The sequence below is a fragment of the Larkinella rosea genome (assembly GCF_003858635.1).
GTDB classification, from domain to species: domain Bacteria; phylum Bacteroidota; class Bacteroidia; order Cytophagales; family Spirosomataceae; genus Larkinella; species Larkinella rosea.
In genome coordinates this window covers 1,177,228-1,201,620 of sequence record NZ_RQJO01000009.1, presented here as the reverse complement: position 1 = coordinate 1,201,620, position 24,393 = coordinate 1,177,228, and the positions used below count along the sequence as shown (strand labels likewise).

At 51.9% G+C, this 24,393-nt stretch carries 8 protein-coding genes; 6 read left to right on the top strand and 2 right to left on the bottom strand.

The window, feature by feature from the left end; genetic code table 11:
* Window positions 1-12: 12 nt before the first annotated feature.
* Together EHT25_RS33215 and EHT25_RS20635 are read left to right on the top strand one after the other, a co-directional pair.
* Window positions 13-780, top strand: coding sequence for an ABC transporter permease (locus tag EHT25_RS33215; RefSeq protein WP_229311687.1), 768 nt, complete (start codon window positions 13-15; stop codon window positions 778-780).
* Between the two features lie 149 nt (window positions 781-929).
* Window positions 930-1,169 carry a hypothetical protein gene (locus EHT25_RS20635; RefSeq protein WP_124877007.1) on the top strand — a complete coding sequence of 80 codons (240 nt, stop codon included), beginning with the start codon at window positions 930-932 and terminating at the stop codon, window positions 1,167-1,169.
* Window positions 1,170-1,251: 82 nt separating this feature from the next.
* Here EHT25_RS20635 and EHT25_RS20630 read toward each other — a convergent pair whose 3' ends face one another.
* Both EHT25_RS20630 and EHT25_RS20625 read right to left on the bottom strand, forming a co-directional pair.
* Window positions 1,252-6,597, bottom strand: coding sequence for a hypothetical protein (locus EHT25_RS20630; RefSeq protein WP_124877006.1), 5,346 nt, complete (start codon window positions 6,595-6,597; stop codon window positions 1,252-1,254).
* Between the two features lie 39 nt (window positions 6,598-6,636).
* A complete protein-coding gene (locus tag EHT25_RS20625) occupies window positions 6,637-7,836 on the bottom strand; it encodes an SGBP N-terminal domain-containing protein (protein WP_124877005.1) in 1,200 nt (399 codons plus the stop codon).
* 230 nt (window positions 7,837-8,066) lie between these two features.
* On the opposite strand from EHT25_RS20625, the gene EHT25_RS20620 reads away from it, so the two are divergent.
* From EHT25_RS20620 to EHT25_RS20605, 4 genes are read left to right on the top strand one after another with little or no spacing between them, the layout of a single operon-like run.
* The gene (locus EHT25_RS20620) at window positions 8,067-15,197 is read left to right on the top strand and encodes a SprB repeat-containing protein (RefSeq protein WP_124877004.1); all 7,131 of its coding nucleotides are present in this window, start codon (window positions 8,067-8,069) and stop codon (window positions 15,195-15,197) included.
* A 15-nt stretch (window positions 15,198-15,212) separates the two neighbouring features.
* A complete protein-coding gene (locus EHT25_RS20615) occupies window positions 15,213-17,039 on the top strand; it encodes a hypothetical protein (RefSeq protein ID WP_124877003.1) in 1,827 nt (608 codons plus the stop codon).
* A 3-nt stretch (window positions 17,040-17,042) separates the two neighbouring features.
* Window positions 17,043-23,819 (top strand): fibronectin type III domain-containing protein, encoded by a 6,777-nt coding sequence (locus EHT25_RS20610; RefSeq protein ID WP_124877002.1) that lies wholly within the window; start codon window positions 17,043-17,045, stop codon window positions 23,817-23,819.
* Window positions 23,820-24,362, top strand: a complete 543-nt coding sequence (locus EHT25_RS20605) for a hypothetical protein (protein WP_124877001.1) — start codon at window positions 23,820-23,822, stop codon at window positions 24,360-24,362.
* The last annotated feature ends 31 nt before the right edge of the window (window positions 24,363-24,393 follow it).

The following is a 24,393-nucleotide window of genomic DNA, read 5'->3' as shown; positions in this document are numbered from 1 at the left end:
TTTTTAAAAGAAATGAAAACCGGCCAGGATCACGCATTTATCATCAATCAAACCGCCGTTAAACAGCTCGGTTTTGGAACGCCCGAAAAGGCCCTTGGAAAACTGTTAGCCTGGCATCCTTGGGGCGCGAAGAATCCCGATTCGCTTAAAACCGGCAAGGTTATCGGCGTCGTTGAAGATTTTAATTACAAGAGTTTATACGATAAAGTGGAGGTAGCAGTTCTTCAGATTTTCCCTGATGCATACTGGAAAGTAGCCGTAAAAATAAAAGCAGCCGATGTTCGAGCTACGGTCGATAACGTGCGAAAAGTCTGGGACGCGTACACGCCCGACTATCCGCTCGAATACAAATTCCTGGATGAAAACTTCGAACAGATGTACCAGTCAGAGGACAAACTCCGCTCGCTGCTCGGGATTTTCACCGCCATTGCCATCTTCATCGGTTGTCTGGGATTATTTGGTCTGGCGGCTTACATGGCCGAACAACGGACAAAAGAAATCGGCGTCCGGAAAGTGCTCGGTGCGTCGGTCATCAGCATCGTGGCCCTGCTTTCGAAGGATTTCCTGAAACTGGCCCTGATTGCCTTCGTAATTGCCTCGCCCATTGCCGGTTACTTCATGAACCGCTGGCTTCAGGATTTTGCGTACAAAATTGAAATCGAGTGGTGGATTTTCGCCCTGGCGGGTTTGCTGGCCGTCGGCATTGCCTTGCTCACGGTTTCGTTCCAATCCATCAAAGCGGCCTTGGCGAATCCCGTATCCTCACTACGTTCGGAATAAACAAGTTCGAAGTAACGGTTATTTGCTAATCGACGCAACAGGTGGTTCGGCAGGGGTTGTTGTAAGGAAGAAATACAAATGGTGAAGTTACGCTGTTGTGCAACTTCTCCAATCAGCAGTGAGATTTCATCGAAACGCTGTCGGATGGGGTGCCATACACCGTCATTTTTACCGTCAATATGGCCAGCCGGAAAAACAATGTAACCATTTTGAAAAGTGTGGGATGCATCATATGCATTACGGATAAAACCGTGGTGCAGGGCACGGGTATTTCCTACGCCAAACCGGCGCGACCCACCCTGAGTTTTCGCTTCGAGGACGGTTTTTCAGACCTCCGAAAGTACATTTTCGAAGCGGTGAATATGTCCCCCAAGAAACCGGGTATGTAGGATTTCTTTTTTAGTCAATGGCGAGATCATAAACAATAACGATTACGATCTTGCCTTTGACTCAGCTTATGTTCTGAGCCTTTTATTGACATTCTCCTTTTTCGACCAGTCGCCCGCCAACGATGTGAATCCATGATGTACTTCCTGAAATTTTATAATACCCATCGGGCAGCGGGGTCATGCCTTTATCATCAGAATAAGCATCGATATTTTCGACAAGTCCGTACCCGGTTGAATAAAGCTTATTAATATTCCCGGGGTCATAGATAAAACATGCCTGCTCGGAGGTACTATAAGAAGCACTAAGACCAACAATCTCTTGAACGGTTTTAGCTGGTGTTGAGGGTAAAGATGGCGGTCCAACAATGACTGGCGGCTCCACTGTAATCGTAATTGTCGACCAGTCACTGGAGCAAATTCCCGAAATTTTGCATAGAACCCGATATGTAGTCGTTTGGGTTGGGCTTACTGTCCAGTCGCTTCCCGAATGCCCTCCTTCCCATTCTAATGTACCATTACAGCCAATCGCCTGCAACCAGGCAGATCCTCCAGCAACAATATTGGAGTGATCCGCCCAGACATAAGGAATAGATGGATTACAGGGAGGAGGTGGTGGCGGAGGTGGTGGCGAAACACTGCAAACCTCCAAATGGTCGACCTCGCCCGCACCGTTAACATGCATCCAGCGGTTATCGGAAAGGGTATAATATGCACTAGAAGGATGATTTTCATTAGAAAGGTCATTACTAATAAACAATGTCACACCCGAGTACAACTGTCCGTCAGAAGAATAGAAAGCCATCGGAAAATTCTGACCAGGATCGCAATTTGCGCCACTGCCAAACTGCGGCCCGCTCGTCTGAACAGCGAAAGGACGCGTATAAACAACTGGAGGGTCAGGATTTGGTGTTACGGGCGTTGTCGGAGTTGTTGGTGGCTGAGGAACATCGACAATAGTAATCGTGATTTCCGCCCAGTCGCTGTAACATTTATCCGATGCTTTACACCGGGCGCGGTAGGTTGTCGTTTCCTGCGGACTCACCATACGGCTGGCTTCGGCGGTTCCGTCCTCCCACTCAAAGTCACTATTGGTACATCCATCCGAATACAGCCACATCCCGGCGGGTTCACCACGGGGCATTTCTTTGCCTGGCGAATGCAATTGAGGAGCAGCTGGTGGTGTAGTACACGGTTCAACAACTATAATCTTGATTTCCGCCCATTCGCTGGCACATTCGGGCACTGCATTCATTACCTTGCACCGCGCCCGATAAATGGTCGTTACATCAGGTGTCACATACCGGCTGATCTGAGTTGATCCATTATCCCATTCAAATGTACTACTCCCGCAGCCATCCGAATACAGGTTCATTGTAATCCCTTTTGTTGTTTGCGGAGCGTAGGAATAAAGAATTGGAGCGGATGGTGGAATACAAGGAGGTGGTGAAATACTGCAACTTTGTAATTGATCAACAACTCCGTTTTCACCCACATGCATCCATCGTCCATCCGACAAGGTGTAAAAGGCACTGGGCGGATGGTTTTCATTGGCAATTTGATTACTGATATAAAGTGTAATTCCGGAATATAATTGGCCATCCGAAGAATAATAATTCATCGGATAATTTTGATTTGCATCACAGTTCGCGCTAGTGCCAAACTGAGGTCCACTCGACCGAGTGGCTAAAGGGCGGGTAGGTGCTGAATCGACAAAGATGGTTAGTTCGGTTGATGCTGAGCATCCATTTCGTTCACAATAAACCCGATATGTAGTTGTGTTTTCCGGACTTACGGAACGACTTGCGTCAATTACGTCATCATCCCAAACCAACTGACCATTACATGCGCTCGCTATTAGCTGGATCGACTCGCCCTTTTGAATCCTTGTACGACCATCAGAAGCGGTCAGAATTGGGGGATCACAAGGAGTGGGCTCAACGCCAACTGTAACTGTCACTTCCACCCGCTCGCTTTGACACGGACCCTCCACACAATATACCTGGTAGGTCGTCGTTCCCGATGGACTCACCGGCCAATCACCTCCCGAAGGTCCACCCTCCCATTTAAGTGTCCCTGCACAACCGCTGGCATGAAGCGTCGACGATCCTCCAGCCAAAATGGATGCAGGATCCGCCCATACCGCCGGTTTGGGAACATTACAGCCATCATGAACTTCAACGGTTGTCTCAGCCCACCCGCTCACACAGGCATCACTTTGCCTGCACCGCACTTTGTACGTCGTCGTCTGAGCCGGACTCACCCTCGATCCCGGATCCCCACCTTCCCACTCCAGATACCCCACCAAACAGGCCGATACCGTCAGGTTCGTCGACGACCCGTTCGCAATCCGCGGCTGCTCGGCGGTCAACACCGGAGCGGTTAAATTCGGATCACACGATCCGCCCTCCACCACAACGGTCGTCTCCGCCCACCCACTCACACAGGCATCACTTTGTTTACACCGCACTCTGTACGTCGTTGTCTGGGCAGGGCTCACTCTCATACCCGGATCCCCACCTTCCCACTCCAGATACCCCACCACACAGGCCGACACCGTCAGGTTCGTCGACGACCCGTTCGCAATCCGCGGCTGCTCGGCGATCAACACCGGAGCGGTTAAATTCGGATCACACGATCCACCCTCCACCTCTACCGTCGTCTCAGCCCACCCACTCACACAGTCATCACTTTGTTTACACCGTACCCTGTACGTCGTCGTCTGGGCGGGACTCACCCTCATACCCGGATCCCCACCTTCCCACTCCAGATACCCCACCACACAGGCCGATACCGTCAGGTTCGTCGACGACCCGTTCGCAATCCGCGGCTGCTCGGCGGTCAACGCCGGAGCGGTTAAATTCGGATCACACGATCCGCCCTCCACCACAACGGTCGTCTCCGCCCACCCGCTGACGCACTCTTCACTTTGCCTGCACCGCACCCTGTACGTCGTCGTCTGAGCTGGACGCACCGAGGACCCCGGATCCCCACCTTCCCACTCCAGATACCCCACCACACAGGCCGATACCGTCAGGTTCGTCGACGACCCGTTCGCAATCCGCGGCTGCTCGGCGATCAACGCCGGAGCGGTTAAATTCGGATCACACGATCCGCCTTCCACCACAACGGTCGTCTCCGCCCACCCACTCACACAGGCATCACTTTGTTTACACCGCACTCTGTACGTCGTTGTCTGGGCAGGGCTCACTCTCATACCCGGATCCCCACCTTCCCACTCCAGATACCCCACCACACAGGCCGACACCGTCAGGTTCGTCGACGACCCGTTCGCAATCCGCGGCTGCTCGGCGATCAACACCGGAGCGGTTAAATTCGGATCACACGATCCACCCTCCACCTCTACCGTCGTCTCAGCCCACCCACTCACACAGTCATCACTTTGTTTACACCGTACCCTGTACGTCGTCGTCTGGGCGGGACTCACCCTCATACCCGGATCCCCACCTTCCCACTCCAGATACCCCACCACACAGGCCGACACCGTCAGGTTCGTCGACGACCCGTTCGCAATCCGCGGCTGCTCAGCCGTCAAAACCGGAGCGGTTAAATTCGGATCACACGATCCGCCCTCCACCACAACGGTCGTCTCAGACCACCCGCTCACACAGGCATCACTTTGCCTGCACCGCACCCTGTACGTCGTTGTCTGAGCCGGACGCACCGAGGCCCCCGGGTCGCCACCTTCCCACTCCAGATACCCCACCACACAGGCCGACACCGTCAGGTTCGTGGATGATCCGTTCGCAATCCGCGGCTGCTCGGCGGTCAACACCGGAGCGGTTAAATTCGGATCGCACGATCCGCCCTCCACCACAACGGTCGTCTCCGCCCACCCACTCACACAGGCATCACTTTGTTTACACCGTACTCTGTACGTCGTCGTCTGGGCGGGACTCACCGAGGACCCCGGATCTCCTCCTTCCCACTCCAGATACCCCACCACACAGGCCGACACCGTCAGGTTCGTCGACGACCCGTTCGCAATCCGCGGCTGCTCAGCCGTCAAAACCGGGGCCGACAGATTCGGATCGCAGGGAGGGGGAGCATTTATTATATTTATCGTAATTTCGACCCACCCACTCACGCAATCATTCGAGCGTTTGCAGCGCGCCCGGTACGTGGTCGTCACCGAGGGATTCACCCGCCAAAAACCGCTATCTGGCGGACCACCCTGCCACTCCAGGGTGCTGTTCTCACAACTCGATGCATTCAAATCTACTGACTCGCCTATTGGAATACTGGTTCGGTTATCAACCGCCGTCAAAACCGGGCCAGATGGAATCGGGTCGCAAAGAACTGGGGGAGCAATGACATTGATGGTGATTTCACTCCACCCACTCATACAATCATTCGAGCGTTTGCACCGCGCCCGGTACGTGGTCGTTACCGAGGGGTTGACCCGCCAAAAACCGCTATCAGGTGGACCACCCTGCCACTCCAGGGTGCTGTTCTCACAACCTGATGCGTTCAAATCCACTGACTCGCCCACGCCAATGCTCGTGCGGTTATCAACCGCCGTCAAAACCGGACCAGATGGAAGCGGATCGCAAGGATTATTTTTCTTAACGGTTATCAGTTTATGGCTTAAATCGAGTGTAAATGTGGAGGTCTGGGGCGATTTCTCAAACCATTGGCCTACTTCATCCGAATTTCCCGAACCAATCCCCCAAAGCGATGGCGTATCCAGATTGATGATACTGATCCACTGGTCTTTAACACCTGTATTAAAATGAAACCGATATTCTCCGGCGCTCGTATTGTCAGTTCCGGTATTGACCAGAAAGTCTTTTTCGATGATATTCTTAATCCCTTGTGCAAGCAATGAATTATGACTAACCGTCAATTCTCCATCCAGCGAAATCCCTGAAAATTTACCACAACTGAATTGCAATTGCGTTTGAGGCCCAAGCGTGAATCGGGCATTGGGGCCCATTCCCAGATCCGTCGTACTCCCTCCATCAATCAGATTGATTGCCCCACTAAACGCTCCTCCTTTGAACGACATAGGAATATCGGAGCCACCAAAATAGAGTGCTTTGTCTGTCCCCGGAATGATGAATTTAGCTCCCAACGTAAATTTAATGCCGTCCGTTGTGACGGTTATCCCTAAAATTGTGAGATCATATTGAACCGTTCGGCCGGTGCCCGCTTCCGGTTTAGAAACGCGCAGCGTCAGGGGTAGCTGAGTGAGAGCTTTCTCCACAAATGCATCGCTAATTTCCAGATTGGTTACTTCAACGAGCGTTCCTTTGGCCAAAGCCTCTTCGATTGCCGCAACAGTGGGCTGATCCGCCAATCCGGTATACCTCGTTGGCCATATCGGAAGTTTGTTTTCCGAACTGGCCAGCGCTGAAAATGAAGTCAGGAGAAAAATAAAAAGAATAGAGATCGGTAATCTTGTTTTCATAAGATAGCTTCAAAAAGGTCGGGAATGGTGGGATTAAGTCTAATCTGAAACCGTCAGCATCGCATCGAGATCAATGCGGTATTCCTCCAGCGTTTCGTCCCGAATGAGGACTATACTTACCCGGTACAAACCGCTCGTCATCGTGGCCGGAAGCTCGACCGTCAATTGTTTTTTTTCAGTCTGGTAAATACCATTTACGGCATAGGATCGTGCGGCACCCTGCAACTGAATCTGATAGAAGCGGGCGGAAAAAGCTTCAAAATGAGTGGTTTGAAAGGTAACCTGGCTTCCTTTTCGATACGATTTAGTTGTCTCTTTCAGACCAGTGACAAATGGCTGATTCCGGTCGTATACGCGCAGCAAAAAATCCGTCTGTCGGCTTTGTTTCTTTTCGGTATCATTCTGAATAACAACCTCGTATATTCCGGGTAACACATCTGCCGAAATGGGCAATAGAAAGCTATCCTCTTTTGATTTATCCAATGGCAGTGCCCATTTTTTTGCGTTATTGGATAATAAAACTGAAAACCGGTAACGGATCGGGTCAGCGTAATGGCTGGTTAGCAAAAGAGTATCGCCCTGCCTTAGGTTCCGACGCGGCATCGCAATTAATTGGGGAGCCGGATAGGTTATTTGCAGATGCTGACTTGAAACGACTGCTTGACTTTTTACCCGCACCCGAATCGCATACGGCCCCGGTTCCAGGCTGAGTGGCACCGACAACCGGAGCCGGGTCGAATCAAGGTATTGGTTGGAAACCGAATGGGATTCGCCCTTGCTGTCGAGTAATTCCGCAGAAACATCGAGGGGAAAATCACCGAAATGATGTCCGGTGATCAGGAACGGAAAACCAGCCTCCAGTGTATCGGTTTCCAGTTTTTGAATTACCGGCTGAGGTTGGATTTCCGAGGTTACAACCACCCGATAAACCAAAAGGCGGCCATCGGGGGCAATAAGCGTATATAAAACCGGTTTTGTAAAATCCTGCTCCACTTCCGCTGCCGGAACAACACGACACCCGTCACTGATGCGGATAACGGGCCGTCGCCTTTTCAGATCGGTTCGGTACGGCACCACCAGTTGGATCGTCCGGTCGGTCGAATCCAGCGAAAATTTCAGCGTGGAGATGTTCTCAAGCCCAAATGCAAGAATCGCTCCATTTGTCGGAAGCGGGTCCTTCCTTTCACAACGAGTCAGCAGAATCAAAACCGGCAGCAGTAGCAATAAAACTCGTCTCATTCGGATGGTAAGGAGTTTAAGCGAGAGGGCGTGTTCGGTAATGCAATTCCGGAAAATCCAGAAACAGCGCCCCAGTAAGACGTGAGCGGAGATTAAAAGTCACTGCCAATTCCTGATGGCTTGCAGAAAAACATTTTTTCAAACCAACTGCGTTACTATTTCTTCCTCAATCCGTCTTACTCTGTACTAGCTGCCAGTCTGGCAATTTTCCAATCCGTAACCTGTACTTTGTGGCCACACTCTTTACGCGCTTTGTCCGACATTCGTTTGGTTTTGTTCTGTTTATTCTGCTGACGGGAGGCTTAGTGGCTCAGCGGGCGGCTGCGCAGAACAAGCTGTTTATGAACCCCATCCGCTACACCGACCGGCGGATCAATACGTACAATCACATTTGTACCGACCCGAATAAAATCCATTTTACACGGAATGGGCAACCCTTCCCAACGTATGAATTCACCTATTTTGCCAACAGCCTGGGGTTTATCCAATTCGACTATGGCGTTCTCAAACCGGGTGATGTTATTCGGGTGAGTGATGATTGTGGAAGTGTGCCGTATCAGGTTGTTGTGAAAGATGATTACACGTACGTTGAAGTGCCGGGCAGTGCCAGTCAGGGAGGAAATGGGATCGGTCCGGCCGACTCTTCTCCACCCTACAGCCGCTTATCTTCCCCGGTTTCGGTGGGTAAATGTGAACCTCTGCAGCTTGGAGCTCACGTGCTGGTCCACTATTACGTTTTTCTTGCCAGTAACAAAAGCGGACGAACCCAAGTAGGGAAAATCACTGTCAACGGCGCACCGCTTTCCGACGGTGGGCATACCATTAGCGACCTGGGTGATCCGAAACCCTCCTCACATACGGTCTCCGATGGGTCGGTCAATTACGAAGGAACGGTCAAATTCACCAGCCTGAATCAGTACGCGGGTAATACACCGCTCACGATCGTTTATAAACACAACGGAGCCACCATAAACGGCGATTTTTCCATTGGTATTGGTGCCGAAAATTTCGGTGCCATGAACATCCGGTACATTAGCAACACCGGTTTTAGTGTCGAAAAAGCCACGTATACCAGTGACGTATCCCGTACCGATTACCCGGGAAATTATACCAATGCCACCTTTACGCTTACCTACGACGGCGAATGGTACAAAGTATTTGTCAATGGCGTTTTGATCGATTCCCTGCGCCGGTTTGTCATATACGATACATCCAGCGGATCACTGAGTAATCAGGGAACGGTTTTGCCGTACGGTAGTAAAGTAACTTTTACGCCGACACAATCCGGTTCGCAATGGGTTAGTGCGCTGATCGATGGCGTGATGTATACCCGTCAACAGTTCAGCGTAGCCAATGATTTGAGCTTGCAGGCTTCTGGCTCCAATGTAGCCTGCTCGGGCGGAAATTCCGGTAGTGTGACGGCAACTCCTTCGGGCGGAAAAAGCCCTTACACCTACTCGCTCAACGGCGGAGCCTTCGGCAGCAGCAACACATTTGGTGGGTTGGCGGGTGGTACGTACACAATCCAGGTACGGGATGCTTCGGGATGCGTTGCTTCGGCGAATGCAACCGTCGGTCAGGGATCGGCCCTGGTTGCTTCGGTCGACAACAAGAACAATGTCAGCTGCGCGGGGGGTAAAAACGGTTCTGTTACGGTAAAAGCTACCGGTGGAACGGCTCCGTATACATTTTCCATCGACGGAAAAAACTTTGTCGGCTCGGCCAATTTTAGCGGTTTGTCGGAGGGAACTTATACCTTTCAGGTTCGGGATGCCAATGGGTGTAGTCAATCGGTTTCGGAAACGATCGGTTTTCAGAGCAGTCTCGTTGCCAAAATAGCCGGAGTCGAATCAGCGCGTTGCTTTGGCGGAAAAGATGGGAGTGTTACGGTTTCGACCGCAGGCTCGAGTCCATCCGGGGCATTCAAGTTTTCGCTCGACAACGGGAACACTTTTCAGAGCAGCCCCCAATTCGGTGGGCTGGCGGCCGGAAGTTACACCGTATTAGTTAAAGATGATGTCTGCTCGGTAACCGTACCGGTAACTGTCAACCAACCTGCCGATTTGGCGGCCAACGCTACACTGACCAAAGCGGTTTCCTGCTTCAAAGGGAACGATGGCATCATTACCGTGAGCGGTTCCGGCGGAACAGGCCCCTACCAATTCTCGGCTAACGGAACCGACTTCTCGGCTAATAGTGGTTTTGGCTCATTGTCAGCCGGCGCTTATACCTATCAAGTTCGTGATGCCAACGGCTGCGTCAAAATCAGCAATTCCGTCATTGTACCGGAACCCTCCGAACTGGTTATTCCCACGGTAGCGCCCTTCGACGTAAGTTGTTTCGGGGGAAATAACGGAAGTGTCCAAATCACGCCGGGCGGAGGAACCGCTCCCTATTCGTATGCGATTGACGCCAATCCGTTTCAGGGTGCATCGACCATCGGCGGGCTAGCTGCGGGAACGTATACCGTCCGGGTGCGTGATGCGCTGGGCTGTTCGGCGACCCGCCCGGTTACGATCGGCCAGCCTTCGGCTCTGACCCTGACTTCGGCAGGAAATACGCCCGTTACCTGTGCTGGCGGTTCGAACGGTGTGATCACCTTACAGGCATCCGGAGGTTCAAATCCGTATACCTTTTCAATCGACAACGCCAGTTTCGGGGCTTCCAACTCGTTTGGCAACCTGAAAGAAGGCACATATACCTTTTGGGGTCGCGCCAAAAACGGGTGTACGCAGTCCATTTCCCAGACCATTACCTTCCAAAGCCGACTCGTTGCAACGGTATCCAGCAGTGACCCGGTCAAATGCTTTGGCGGAAAAGACGGAACCGCAACGGTCTCGACCACCGGCTCGAGTCCGTTCGGACAGTTGCGGTATTCCATCGACAACGGAAAAACGTATCAGAACAATCCCCAGTTTGGCGGTTTGCCGGTTGGCAATTATACCATTCAGGTCCGGGATGATGTCTGTTCGATCACCGTGCCGGTAACGATCAGCCAACCTTCCGAATTAGCCGCCACGGCGACGCTGACCAATGCGGTTTCCTGCTTCAAAGGCAACGATGGAATCGTAACGATTAATGGTTCTGGAGGGATTGCTCCTTATCAATTCTCAGCCAACGGAAGCAATTTTTCCGCCAACGCTTCCTTCGGTTCACTTTCTACCGGAAGCTACACGTATCAGGTGCGCGACGCCAACGGCTGTGTCAAAACCACCACGGCCATTACCGTTCCGGAACCTTCCGAACTGGTCCTCCCGGCCGTAACCACCCTCGATGTGAGCTGTTTCAGTGGCAGCAACGGCAGTGTTCAGATCCGGCCCGACGGCGGCACTGCTCCCTACTCCTATGCCATCGACGCCAATCCGTTTCAGGGTGCATCGACCATTGGCGGACTTGCTGCGGGAACCTACACTGTCCGGGTTCGTGATGCACTGGGTTGTGCGGTTTCCCGACCCATTACCATCAATCAACCCACGGCCTTAACGCTGATTACAGCCGGCAACACGCCCGTCACTTGTGCCGGAGGCACGAATGGCGTCATTATACTGCAAGCGTCCGGCGGTTCGAGCCCCTATACGTTTTCAGGTGACAACACCACGTTTGGAACCTCCAACTCATTTGGCAACCTGAAAGAAGGCATTTACACTTTTTGGGGCCGTGATAAAAACGGCTGTACACAATCCATTATTCAAACCATAACCTTTCAAAGTAAATTACTGGCCACAATTGGAGGCAATCAGGCGGTTAAATGTTTTGGCGGAAAAGATGGCAATATCACCGTCTCAACCACCGGTTCCAGTCCGTTTGGACCCTTGCGGTTTTCCATCGATAAAGGAACTACGTTTCAGAACAGTCCTCAATTCAGCGGTTTACCGATCGGCACCTATGCAATTCAGGTTAACGATGATGTCTGTTCCGTATCCGTCCCTGTAACGGTTTCGCAACCCACCGATGTCGTCGTTTCGGCGGCCGTTACGCGCCATGTTTCCTGTTACAAGGGTGCGAATGGCGAAGTCCTGGTTTCGGCTTCCGGCGGAATCAGTCCCTACCGGTTTTCGGCCAATGGCACCGATTACGCCGACAGCCCCGCATTCGGCAGTCTGCCCACCGACAATTACAAATACTGGGTGCAGGATGCCAACGGCTGTGTGAAAACCACCGCCATCGTAACCGTTAACCAGCCAACTGAGCTACTCGCATCTATTTCGAAAAAATCGGACATCAATTGTCACCAGGGCAGCGACGGATCCTTCGAACTCACGGCTTCGGGTGGTACGCTTCCGTACCAATATGCCCCCAACGAAACCGCTTTTCAGTCGACACCGGTTTTGACCAATCTTGCCGCGGGCTCCTACACACTAGTGGTTCGCGACGGAAATGGCTGCCGCCGAACCGTTGCGGGCGAATTGCTACAACCCACGGCACCCTTTACAATCAAGCTGGCTTCTCAAAAAAATCTGACGTGTTTCGAAGATAAAAGCGGGCGGCTCGCACTGGCTCCTTCGGGCGGGACCGCTCCCTATCGGCTTTCCATCGACAACCAGACGTTTCAGGAAACCACCGTGTTCGACGGTTTATCGGCCATTACGTACACCATTTACGGAAAAGACGCTCACAATTGCCCGGTGACTTTACCCAATCAAACCCTTACGCAACCCGCCGACATCCGCGTAAGTTTGGTACGGAAGCTCGATGTCGATTGCGAATATTACGAGCGGGGGGAAGTGCTGGTTGGGGCGGAAGGCGGAAACGGTCAGTTTACGTACTTGTGGAGCGGTAACGGCTTTGCGGGGCAAACCGCATCGGCATCTTCCAATAAAACCGGTTTATTCACCGAATTGATTGCGGGAAATTATACGGTCACCGCCCGCGATGTGGCCGGTTGTACGAAGGATTTTCCTGTTACCGTCATACCGAAAAGCAGCCGCATCCGGTTTGAGTGGGACAAAGCGCTTCCCTCGAACTGTACAAGCGCTGATGGCTCAATTTCGGTCAAAAACGTCAACGGGGGTCATCCCCCCTACCAATACCGGATCAGTACGCAATCGACGGTTTCGGCGGCTTCGTCGTTCGGTGGACTGACCAACGGAACGTACATCATCACAGTTGCGGACAGTCTCTGTGCGTATAACCAAGCCATCGACCTGTCGATTGCCAGCAGCCTGAAAGCGACCGTGAGCATCAGCCCCATCAGTTGCGCCGTCCCCACCGCCAATTTATCCGTCGATGCCATTACGGGAGGCAATGGCAATTACACAGTGGCGCTGGATGGGACCAATTTTACAACGAATCGGCAGTTCAACAACCTGCGTCCCAACGTGTATGCGCTAACGATCCAGGACAATCCGCTGTCGTGTCGATCCGTGCAAAGTGTGGAAATAAAGGAGCAGAATCGCTCGGATTTGCAGTTGGTTTCCAAAAAAGACATTTCCTGTTTCGGGGGGAACGACGGGGTCATTACGGTGACGGGCGACAACAATACCGGGCCGTTCCAGTATGCGGTCAATACGGGCGGTTTCCAGGCTGGAGGGCAATTTTCGGGTTTGACGATGGGTGCTTATAAACTCAGTGCCAAAAACCGCTTTGGTTGCGTCGACAGCATCCGCGTGACGCTGAGCCAGCCCACCGAATTGCTCGGGACCTTGACCAAAAAAGACAACGACTGTTTCGGGGATCAAACCGGGCGGTTGGAAATCAGTGGCTCGGGTGGAACAACTCCTTATCAATACACTATCAATAACCAACCCTTTCAGAGTACGGGCGCTTTTCCGTCCCTAAAAGCAGGCAGTTATACGGTTCAAATAAAAGATGCCAAAAATTGCTTGTACACCAAAAATAGTGAACTCATTCAGCCCACTGAGGTAAAGTTGACAGCAGTTTACCGGGATACGGTCCGCTGTTTCGGGGAGTCGAATGGGGCAATCCTGGCGCTGGCGAGGGGCGGAACACCGGGGTATCGCTATTCCATCGACAGCGTTCAGTACGTCAGTGACAGTCTTTTCCGGGAATTGAAAGCTGGCGTCTATACGGTTTTTGTACAGGATGCCAAACAATGCCTGAAAAAGACGACTCTGTTGGTGACCCAGCCGACCGTTTTAGACCTGGCATTGACCAGTAAAGCCGATCCACTCTGCGCAGGCGAACAAAATGGTCGGATTGAAGTGGTGGCATCGGGTGGGAACGGTGCATACGTCTATAGCCTGGACAATAGCATCCGACAACTCAGCGGTTTGTTTACCGGTTTGACGCAGGCCGAGTATGCCTTGAAAGTAACCGACCGCAAAGGCTGCACCGACACCTTAAGTCGTTTGCCGCTGGTGTGGCCCCAACCGCTCCGCTCCGAAATCCGGACGGTTTCGCCCCGCTGTTCGGGAGAAGCCAATGGACAAATTACCCTGACGGTTGGCGGTGGAAAAGGGCCATTCACCGCCCGAATGGACAATCAAAGCTCCCAGGCCACCGGCGACTTTTCGTTTGCCAATCTTTCGGCTGGTTCTTATACCATTCAGGTGAGTGACCAAAATGGGTGCCTGCTGCGGCTTCCGGCCACGATTTCGGCGGCTAATCCCCTGAACAAAATCAAACCGGGTGGTACGGTTTTTACGGATTCGGCGCTGGTCTGCAAGGGCCAGGTTGTGACGCTGGATGCCGGGAATCCGGGGCAAACAACGCAGTGGTTTTTGAATGATAAAGCGCTCAGCCAGCAGCAGGTCATCCAGGCGGTCGATCCCGGCACGTATCGCGTGGAGGTGCGAAATGCATCGGGTTGTCTGGAAACCGCTTCGTTCACCTTACGTAACAGCACACAGGCGTTACAAAGCGACTTTCTGATTCCGACGCAGGCATTTGTTGGCGATACGGTTTTGGCCCTGGACATCACCAAACCCATTCCCGACAAAATCATCTGGACGCTGCCCGCCGAAGCTTTTCAGGTACGGACAACGAGCTCAACCATCGCCTTCGTCGTCGTGAATGAGGGCAATTATACCATTGAAATGAAGGCATTTCTGGGCGAATGCAACAACCTGGCCCGGCATGATCTCCGGATTTTCAAACCCGACGACGTCAACAATACCGATCCTCGTCTGGGCTACCAGGACTTGAACATCATTGAGAAGCTGGAGGTCTTTCCCAACCCCAACTACGGCAAATTTACGGTGAAAGTGAAACTCGCCCGGATCGAGAAAGCCGAACTGACCCTGATCCGATCCAAAACCGGTGAGGTGGTCTATTCCGCCAGCAATCAGGGGAGCGACGAGTACTCGTTCCCGGTCGACCTACAACTGCGACCTGAACTCTACATCGTCAGCATCCGGGCCGGAAAATCCAGTCTGTTAAGCCGTATTCTGGTCAATCCTTAGCCCTCTATGCAATTCATGAATCGACTCTATACCAGATTGCTGGGAGGTTTGTTACTCGTGACGACTGTGGGCCGGGCGCAGGATTTGGCTCAATTGGCTCAGACCAAGCCCAAAGACCTTTTCAAAGGCGGTTTTCAGGTAACCGGCAGTGTGTCGGCCCAGCATATTTTTTATACGGTTTCGGGGATTGAGCAACGCCGGGACCCGTTCAACTTTTTTTATACCGGGAATCTGACTGTCAGCCTCTTCGGCAAAATTAACATGCCGGTGGCCTTCACCTTCTCGAATCAGAACCTTACTTTCTCGAATCCTTTCAATCAGAAACTGCAGTATGCCCAACCCTTCAACCGGCTGGTATTACGGCCCACTTACAAAGGATTCACGCTGCATCTGGGAACCGGCTCGATGAACTTCTCGCCCTACACGCTGGCCGGACGCCGGTTTGAAGGTGTCGGACTGGAATACAAACCGGCTAAAAAACCGTACTATGTGGCGCTGATGACGGGCGTCTTGCAAAAAGCCGTTCGGATCGATACAACCTATTCGGTTGCGTTCAACCAACCCGCGTATAAACAGGTGGGTATGGGTTTGCAGGTGGGGTATCGAAAGGGCGCCGACCGGGCCGAACTGATTTTATTCTCCGCTACGGATCGGCTCCACTCCCTGCCCTACACGCTCGACAGCCTACGGATTGCGCCCAAACAAAATGCCGTTGCCTCCGTCAAACTGGCCAAAACGCTCTATCAGAAATGGGCGCTGAGTGCCGAGATCGCCGTCTCCGGGATGACCGAAGACCAGCGGGCGCATCGGGTCGGTATCCCGTCGGGATTCTTCCGTTCTTTCGGCGGCTTATTGTCGGTCAATGCCAGCACCTCGTATCAGAAAGCCATCAAAACCGCTTTGGCCTACCAGGGGCGCGGTTTCACCTCCGGCCTGGAATACAGCCGCGTCGATCCGACCTACCGCACACTGGGAGCCTATTATTTTAACAACAACCTCGAAAGCATCACGGCCAATCTGGCCACCCAACTTCTGAAAGGGCAGCTTTCGCTGATGGCCAACGCCGGATTGCAGCGGGATAATCTCGACGGCGCCCGGTTTCAGACCCTGCGCCGGTTTGTCGGTTCGGGTCAGGCAGCCTGGGTGCCGAGTCAGCGGTTGAATTTAATGGTGCAATACTCCAACTTCCTGAGTTATTCCAACCTGCGTTCCTCGTACGATTACCTGACGCAGGTTACGCCGTATAATGTGCTCGATACGCTCAACTACCGGCAGATCAGCCAGAATATCGTTTCCAGCATCAATTACCAACTCAAATCCGGCAAGGAAGTTACCCGTCTGCTTTCGACCAGTCTCATTTATCAGTCGGGCAACGACCGGCAGGGAACCCAGCAGCAGGGAACCCGGCTTTACAACGCTTCGCTCACCTACAGCCACAGCCTGCGCAGCCAGCACCTGAGTCTGGCGGCCGCCCTGAACCTGAGTCGAAACGAACTCCAGAGTTTCAATAATCACCTGTGGGGCCCCTCGCTGATCGTCAACAAAGCCTGGAAAGAGGAGAAGTTGCGGGTATCGGGATCGCTCACCTACAGCCGCGCCACTACCCACCTGACCGAAGACCGGCCCTACGCGCCCCCGCCAACGGGTCAACTCTGGAATGGCCGCGTCAGTCTTGGCTATACAATGGCTAAAAAACACCAGTGGCAACTCAGCTTGATCGGTCTGGCCCGACCGGCTACTACCTCTGCCGATCCCGCCGTGCGCATCCAGCCCGCTTTCCGCGAGCTGACCGCAACGCTGGGCTACCGCTATCAATTCACCGTTTTCGACTCCCGCCGTTAACCCATGAATCGGAATTTTATACGCCTTTTTTGCCTGCTGGTCCTGCTGATCATTACCCGGTTTTCGCTGGCTCAGACCACCGACAACCGGCCCGTGCAGGTTACTCCCGTTCTGCAACCTCCTTTTTCCCTGCATTTCTCCGATTACAGCACCAACCCCCAGTTGCTGAAGGTCTACCTCCTGCTGAAAGACCTCACCAAAACCCACATCGACATTTACCTCAGCCTCCGGCTGCAGGGACCCGGCGTGTTGATCCAGACCCGACCCGATTTCCGGCCAGCCGCCCCCTTCTCCCTGCAAGCCGGGGTGCCCCAGATCCTGAGCGGCCCCGAACTGAGTGCCTATTTCCAGCCCAACGCCCTGGAGGTGCAGGGACTCGATGAGGCCATTCTGACCCAGGGCGGAAAACTGCCCGAGGGACTCTACACCATCACCCTCGAAGCCTTCGAGTGGGATCGCCAGCGCGAGTCGGTGTCTAATCAGGGAACCAGTCTGCTGACGGTTTTTCTCAACTACCCGCCCCTGCTGACCTTCCCCGCCCGCGATAGCGAAGTCCCGTTTCAGAACCTGCCGAATGTGCTTTTCCAGTGGGTGGGCCGCAACACCGGCACGGTGGCCTGGTCGGGACAGCCTTTATATACTTTCCGACTGTGGGAGTTGCGCGACGAGCAAGACCCCAATGTGGCCGCCCAGAGTCTGATACCCCTCTACGAGGAAACCACCAGCCAGAGCAGTCTGGTGTATGGTCCGGCCTTGCCGCCCCTGCAACCGGGGATGCGTTATGCCTGGCAGGTGCAGGCCCGCGATGCCCTCGGACAGGATGTGTATATCAATCAGGGAATCAGTGAGGTGAGTGCCTTTACGTACGGAAAACCGGTTGCCGAACCCGTTCCGACCGACTCCGTGACCGTACCGCCAACCACCACCCTGGCGCAACTTCTTGATCCATTTTCGTATCCGGTTCAGTCCATCGATCCGAATTCCTCCAACTTGACGGTACAGAAATTATTGACCTCTTCCGTTATCCAAAACCGGCTGAGCGATTCGACCCGGATTCCCAAATGCAATCCGATCAATATCGACGGTAGTAACTGTGTCGAAACCGTGCAGGTCCCTCTTCCTTCGGGCGAAGCACAAAGCAGCCTCAATCCCGGCGATGTGGTGATCATCAACCAGTATAAGGTTTTAGTGACGCAGGCTACGGGCGGGGCCGGTCGTTTCAGCGGACAGGGGTTGCTGGTGTGGAACTTTGCCGGAGCCACCCACGTCCCGGTTTCGTTTTCCAACCTCAATGTCGTCAAATCCTTCAACAGCGCCACCGGCGGTTGTGCGACGGGCGGACAAATGACCAGCGGCACTGCCGATGCAGCCCTGGTGAGTCAATTGCAGACGATTATTGATCTGGCCAGTCCGGCGGGGCCGACTTCGTTTAGTGGGACGCTGGATCAGGCTTTCGATGCCCTGACTGAAACGGCGATCCGGATGGAAAACAGCAGTTCACCCACGCTGACTGATTTAAAAGCCGTTGGAATCTACACCGCGGCCATCCAGCTAGGATTGACGGATTGGAAGACCAACCTTACTGCGGCTTACGGACCCAATCTGTCGGCTACTGTCCAGCAAGTCCTGACCGAGATTGATCATGTCATTGCCGGGTTGTCAACGGCGGGGCAATGTGCCCAATCAGGTTGTGCCCTTGATTTACCTTTTCTCAAAGACCTGGCCGAAGCCCGCATCGAAGACGCCCTCCAACTCCTGCTGGATCAGGACAAAACCGTCCCATTGCCCAAGCCTGAGAATCTGGCCTATAGCCCGATTTCGAATCAGGGCGTGACCCTCACCTGGGCGAAAAACCCGCTGCACCTGAGCTACCGCTTGGCCTACAAAGATCAGTATGGCATCGAACGCGTGCTGTACCCATCAACCAACCAGGTGACCCTGAAAGGTATTGCCAGTAATCAACTCTACGCCTATGAGGTAACGGCTTATGGTGACGCCTTTGCCGTTAGTGAAACCGCCAGCAGCGATTTCAAACTGGGTACGGTCTGCCTGGCCCGAATCGATGCGCCCGCCGACCGGATCATGGAAGGCGATGCGCTAACCCTGTCGGTCACCACCTGTGTCACCCAAAGTAATCAACCCGGCACACTCGTCTGGCAGGAAAACGGCAAACTGATTGGTTCGTTTACCAGTCAGACGTTTCGCCCCACGACGACCACGACGTACAAAGTTACCTGTACACTGCCCGCCCAGGTCGACGAACCGGCCTTGAGTTGTTCCGACGAAAAAACCGTTCTGGTCGATAAAAAATGTAGTGGGGTTGTTGCCACTGCTTCGGCTACAACGTTGGTACAGGGCGATATTGTCGCACTCCGCGTTACGGGTTGCCAGCAGGACATTAGCTGGAAAGAAGGCTACCCCGTTGGCACCTCGATTGGGGCTCAACCGGCGTTGATCACTTCTCCCAAATTAACCACTGTTTACACTGTTACCTGTCGGGATCAAACCGGCAAAACATGTATAACATCGGCGGGGCAGGTCACCGTCAAGCCCAATTGCAATAACTTCCAATTAGCCGCAAATTCCATCAGTAGCGCCAAAAGAAAGGATACCGAAGTACTTATCAAAGCCATCGGCTGCAGTGGTAAAGTCAATTGGGAGAAACTGCGGGGCAATGCCAATTTGAATCTGGATATCATCAATGAGACCACCCTTAATGTCTCTAATATCAAGTTCAGTTTTATCATCAAAGCCACATGTTCCACAACAGGTTGCGTTGTCACAGGAGATTATCCAGCTCCACCTTACGCCGGATTCCTGGACAATTCCGTACCCTATTGCAGCTACCAACACGTCAATCTGAAATTGGCCAACGAGAACAGTACCAGCCTGACTCTGCAATTGGTCAATACCTCACAGAATATTCTTTCGGGGTTTACCTGGGATGATAATCCGGGCAATACCGAAACCCGACGCAGCTTTAACCGCCCCAAAGCACCGACGGTTTTCTCGGCTACGTATCAAAGCGGCAAGTGCAAAGTTTCCTACATTTACCAACCGCAACCGACGGGGTCAGAATCAATCGCAGTACCTTGTTTTGACTTTACCCTTTCACCAGCCAGCACCCGGATTGAGATTCCCTATTCGGCCTCCTCCAAAGCCCTCATGCTCACGGCCAACGGCTGTACCAATGGACTGGCAGCCGGTAGCGTCGCCTGGAAAATCGTCGATGGCAGTAAAGAAACACCGCTGGGAACCAATACAACCGGCCAACTCACCTATACCTTTACCGATCAGCAGGTTAACAAAACCCTCACGATCTCAGCCAACTGTGCGCTGACTGGCGAAACCAAAACCGCCAAAATTACCGTTGCGAAAGGCTTACCACCCGGTTTTGAAGCCGCACCTGTAGATCCCTGCAACTTCTACGTCACCAGTAAAGACTACGAGAACTTCTTTTTTTTCAATGAGCAGGCATTGAACCCTATTGAATTCACGATTACTGGGGGGAACCAGATTGTACTCTTTCCCTTGAATGGTGGGCCAGGGATCCGTTCGCAAACAAAAGACAATACCGGAAACACCCTCTTTACACTCGGGTTGGCAGCCGCTCCCGGCACCTACGTATATCGAATTCAGAACACTTCAAAAGAAGGAGTGATCTGTTCGGCTCTCGCTTATTTTACAGTCGGATATAGCCGTTATCCGCAGCCGGTCGATGCCCCCGGGCCCAATATTCCTGCCTACGCCAAACAAAAGCAGCCTTCCTATGACTGTGCCACGATCTATCAGTTGAAGCCCCGCTTTGGTGAGTTTGGTATCCCACATAATGACCCTCAACGTGCCATTAGTTACGTATCTAGTACAACTAACAAGGGGATGGGAATCTTTGCCGTAGGCTATTCCTTTCCGACCGACCGAGATCCGCTATCAATTGGTTTGGTCGACAAGGTATGCGCCAATACGCCAAGAGCAACTCTGAAATTTTACACCAGTAGTGCCAGAACCAAAGAGGTGGAGGTTGGCGCGCTGGCCGCTTCGCCCCTGCAGCATGTGGCGGTTCCTTTCAACGCCCTGGATGGCGTTAAGCACTATTTCGGCCGGTGTACCTTCGTCGATGGTACCTATTGCGATTCGGAAATCGTAATTGATCCGGGCATGGCACCGGGTGGGCGCCTTGGGGCAAACGACGATCCGGTTGCCAATTCCGATAGTTCAGCAAGTGGTTCAGTAGGAGCAGCGGTAGCCGATAAGCCCTGTGTTTACTCCAAACAGGAAGCCGTCAAAATCCTGTTAACCAACGTGCTCTGTGACAAACTCAGCATCATCAAGGGCACCGAAAAGCAACAGTTAGAAATACTGCAAGCCGAATTGCAGCAACTAGGGCTCGACTTGCCGTCTGTTACGGATGCCATGGTAGCTGACTTAGTTGCCGGAAAATGCGCCGATGTCGTGGCTGCGCTGACCAAAGACCTGACCGGCAATGCGAAAGTAGATACTCTCAACCAGTTGGTCAATCACCAGAATGCCGATGAATTGATTAGTAAGGTCCTGGAACAGACTGTTCCCATCTGTCCCGCTGACGGAGCGCCCATCTCCCTGGAGGAAGACATTCCCAGCGGAGGTCGGCTGTCATACGCCGTCGACCCCAACCGGCTCTTCATTGCCCCCGATGGCCGGGCGGTCAAACTGCCCACCGGCGCCCGGCCCAAATTCTTCAACTTTGGCGGTTCTTGGGGAGCTTCTCCTGTCGGGACGCTGCAAGGGTTTGAAACCAGTGACGGTACCCAATATTTTGCCGACATCAGTGCCGGATCGCAATCGTTCTTAGGATACCGCCGGGTTTCCCCGCTGTGTCCGGCTAGTTATTATGGCCCAACGCTGTATGCCAATGTTAATCCCAATCAACCCACACCGGTTTACTACTTTCAGACCTATGAGAAGGATGAACGTTGCGGGTACAATTGGATTGAAGGCACTCATACGTTTGTTCCCACCGCCGGACGAATCACAACGATCAGCTCCGTAACGGGTCCCTGGACGACTCAGACACCGTTTAAAAAATGCGTCGAATCCACCGACTACATTAGTAAAGGGGCGGTGAACTTTTACAAGCTAACCAACGATCTGACTGCCAGCGAAAAAGCACAACTCCAGAATCTACTGGCAGGCATCAACACCAAGTTAGGCGGTTTTATCGGTGGTGAAGGCTCCATTACCTGTATCGATGTCTCAAAAGCCGATTGGAATGCCATCAAAGAAGAAGCCCGGAAGAAGGGCGTCGAGGAGTTTATCCCGCAGGCCGGGCGGTTGCAGTACGACAACAAGTATGTGCTAATCTTTTTTGGGATTGGTGCCGGCATGACCGACTGCCAATACAGATTCATTCGGGAGCGGATGAATGGATTGCAGAAAAGCAGCTTCTTCAACTACGATTATACCGGTCTTGATTCCTGGGCAACAACTTATTACCAGCTCTCGACGGGAGAACAACAGTCCATCGAAGGACAAATTGCCACTGGACAATCTCCGAGTGGACTAAACGGGTCGGAAAGATCAAAGTTTAGTAAAACGATGCTCAGTACGGGTGCTTTTTACTACTATGCGGCTTTTTCAGCACTGGCCTGTACGGTGGCGGAAGAAAAATTTGCCGATACCAGTCGCACCAGCTGTGGTGAAGCGTTTGCCGCGGGCTTTCTGCACTCGGTGCTGGAAACGGTGGATATCGTCACTTTGTTGGTGGGTGGGTCGGAGCTTGCAAAAGCCGCAGCAAATGGCACAGCTCAAATCTGGATGGATTACCCGCAGAACCTGCGCGATTTTCAGACCAGACTGGCCGCCAATCCGCAGGAGATTACCGGCAGTGATCTGGTGAAGGTGCTTCCTCCGCCCATGCAGAGTGAAGCCAACAACCTGAAAGTAGTGGGCAATGTGGTCTCTTTCCTCTACAAGTACTACGGCGAGGAGGGTAGTTGCTGGCGAAGCGGGGATTTGGCTTTCCAGGTTCTTCCTATTTTGCTCTCCGGGGGCGTAATGGCGGCTAAAACATTAGCGCCAAAATTAGCTACATTAGCGACTTTCAATGGAAAGCTGACCCGTCTGGGGAAGATTTTCCAAACAAGCGGTCTACTTTCAGAGGAACAACTTGCCCAGCAATTCATCGATGGTGCGACTGTTGAATATGCTGAACTAGGGACGATAAAAGAAACAATACTCAAAGACAGCAACGGAGAGGTTCTAAAAGTTTATGATGAGTTAAATGAAGTCGTTGAGGATGTCGGGAAAATCTCAAACCATGATCCGGAAACGGTTTTCCATGTAAAAAGTGACCAGTTTGTTCAAAATGTTTTGGATGCCATTGATCCCGATTTTTTTGTCAGAAAGAACAGGTATGCTAATGGATTCTATGTAGCTCAAAAAGGAGAAACTGCAATTGCAGAAGTGGTGTATCACGGAGCCGACCCAGCTAAATCTAAAGTAATAAGGTTTACACTGGATAAAAGCAAGTTGAATGTACTTGATTTAACCGATCCTATTGTTGGGGAGTCTTGGAACTTATCTGATGCTTTTAATTATGAAAGACAGATGGAAGTTATTGGTAACATAGATGACAAATATGATAAATTTATAGAAATAGCTGACAAAGCAGTAGCACAAGGCTATAATGCGATAAAATTCACAAGTCAACGTGGTTCTGGCTCAAACTATGTATTATATGGGGACAAAGAGCATTTTAAGCAAATTCTAAGCCCGCAGATGGTTATACCTGCAATTGAATAAATGAAAACGTTTCGAATTGAAATAAGGACAGATTTATGTTTAAAAAACAAAGAAATACTGAAAAGAATTTCTTTTAAAGATCCTATTATTGGAGATGGATATGGCACAAAAAGATTTATTACAGAATCAGAAGAGGTTGCTTATTTGGACTTTTTTGAAAGTGGCGGATTGCCTTTTCCGTTAAAAGAAATTTCCAGTTATTTTACATTAATAAATACTGAAAAAAAGAAGAAAAATGAATACTCATTCCTTAGCACAAATGACGCTTTTAGATATTTTAGCGATTTGTCAAAATCAGGAAAGTTTTGGTATATGGATCAAGTTGGGAATCCTGATTTCTATAAAAATTGTTACGATAAAGAAACAGGGTTTTCAATAAAGAATCTTAACTTGACAGAAAAAAATATAAAAAGCCAGCCTATAACTTTTCATTATTGGTTAGCATTATCTCCCGAAAAAAAAATGTCATCCATGGAGTATTTTTTCAAAAATCCGGTTCATGCCAATTATCCTATTTTAAATCACCCATTTTGGGATTTATAAAAATCTTATTAATCGGTGACCGATATCTTTA

Coding starts and splice junctions, on each gene's coding strand:
- EHT25_RS20605 (WP_124877001.1), top strand. CDS start 23,820: ATGAAAACGTTTCGAATTGAAATAAGGACAGATTTATGTTTAAAAAAC.
- EHT25_RS20615 (WP_124877003.1), top strand. CDS start 15,213: ATGAATCGACTCTATACCAGATTGCTGGGAGGTTTGTTACTCGTGACG.
- EHT25_RS33215 (WP_229311687.1), top strand. CDS start 13: ATGAAAACCGGCCAGGATCACGCATTTATCATCAATCAAACCGCCGTT.
- EHT25_RS20625 (WP_124877005.1), bottom strand. CDS start 7,836: ATGAGACGAGTTTTATTGCTACTGCTGCCGGTTTTGATTCTGCTGACT.
- EHT25_RS20610 (WP_124877002.1), top strand. CDS start 17,043: ATGAATCGGAATTTTATACGCCTTTTTTGCCTGCTGGTCCTGCTGATC.
- EHT25_RS20630 (WP_124877006.1), bottom strand. CDS start 6,597: ATGAAAACAAGATTACCGATCTCTATTCTTTTTATTTTTCTCCTGACT.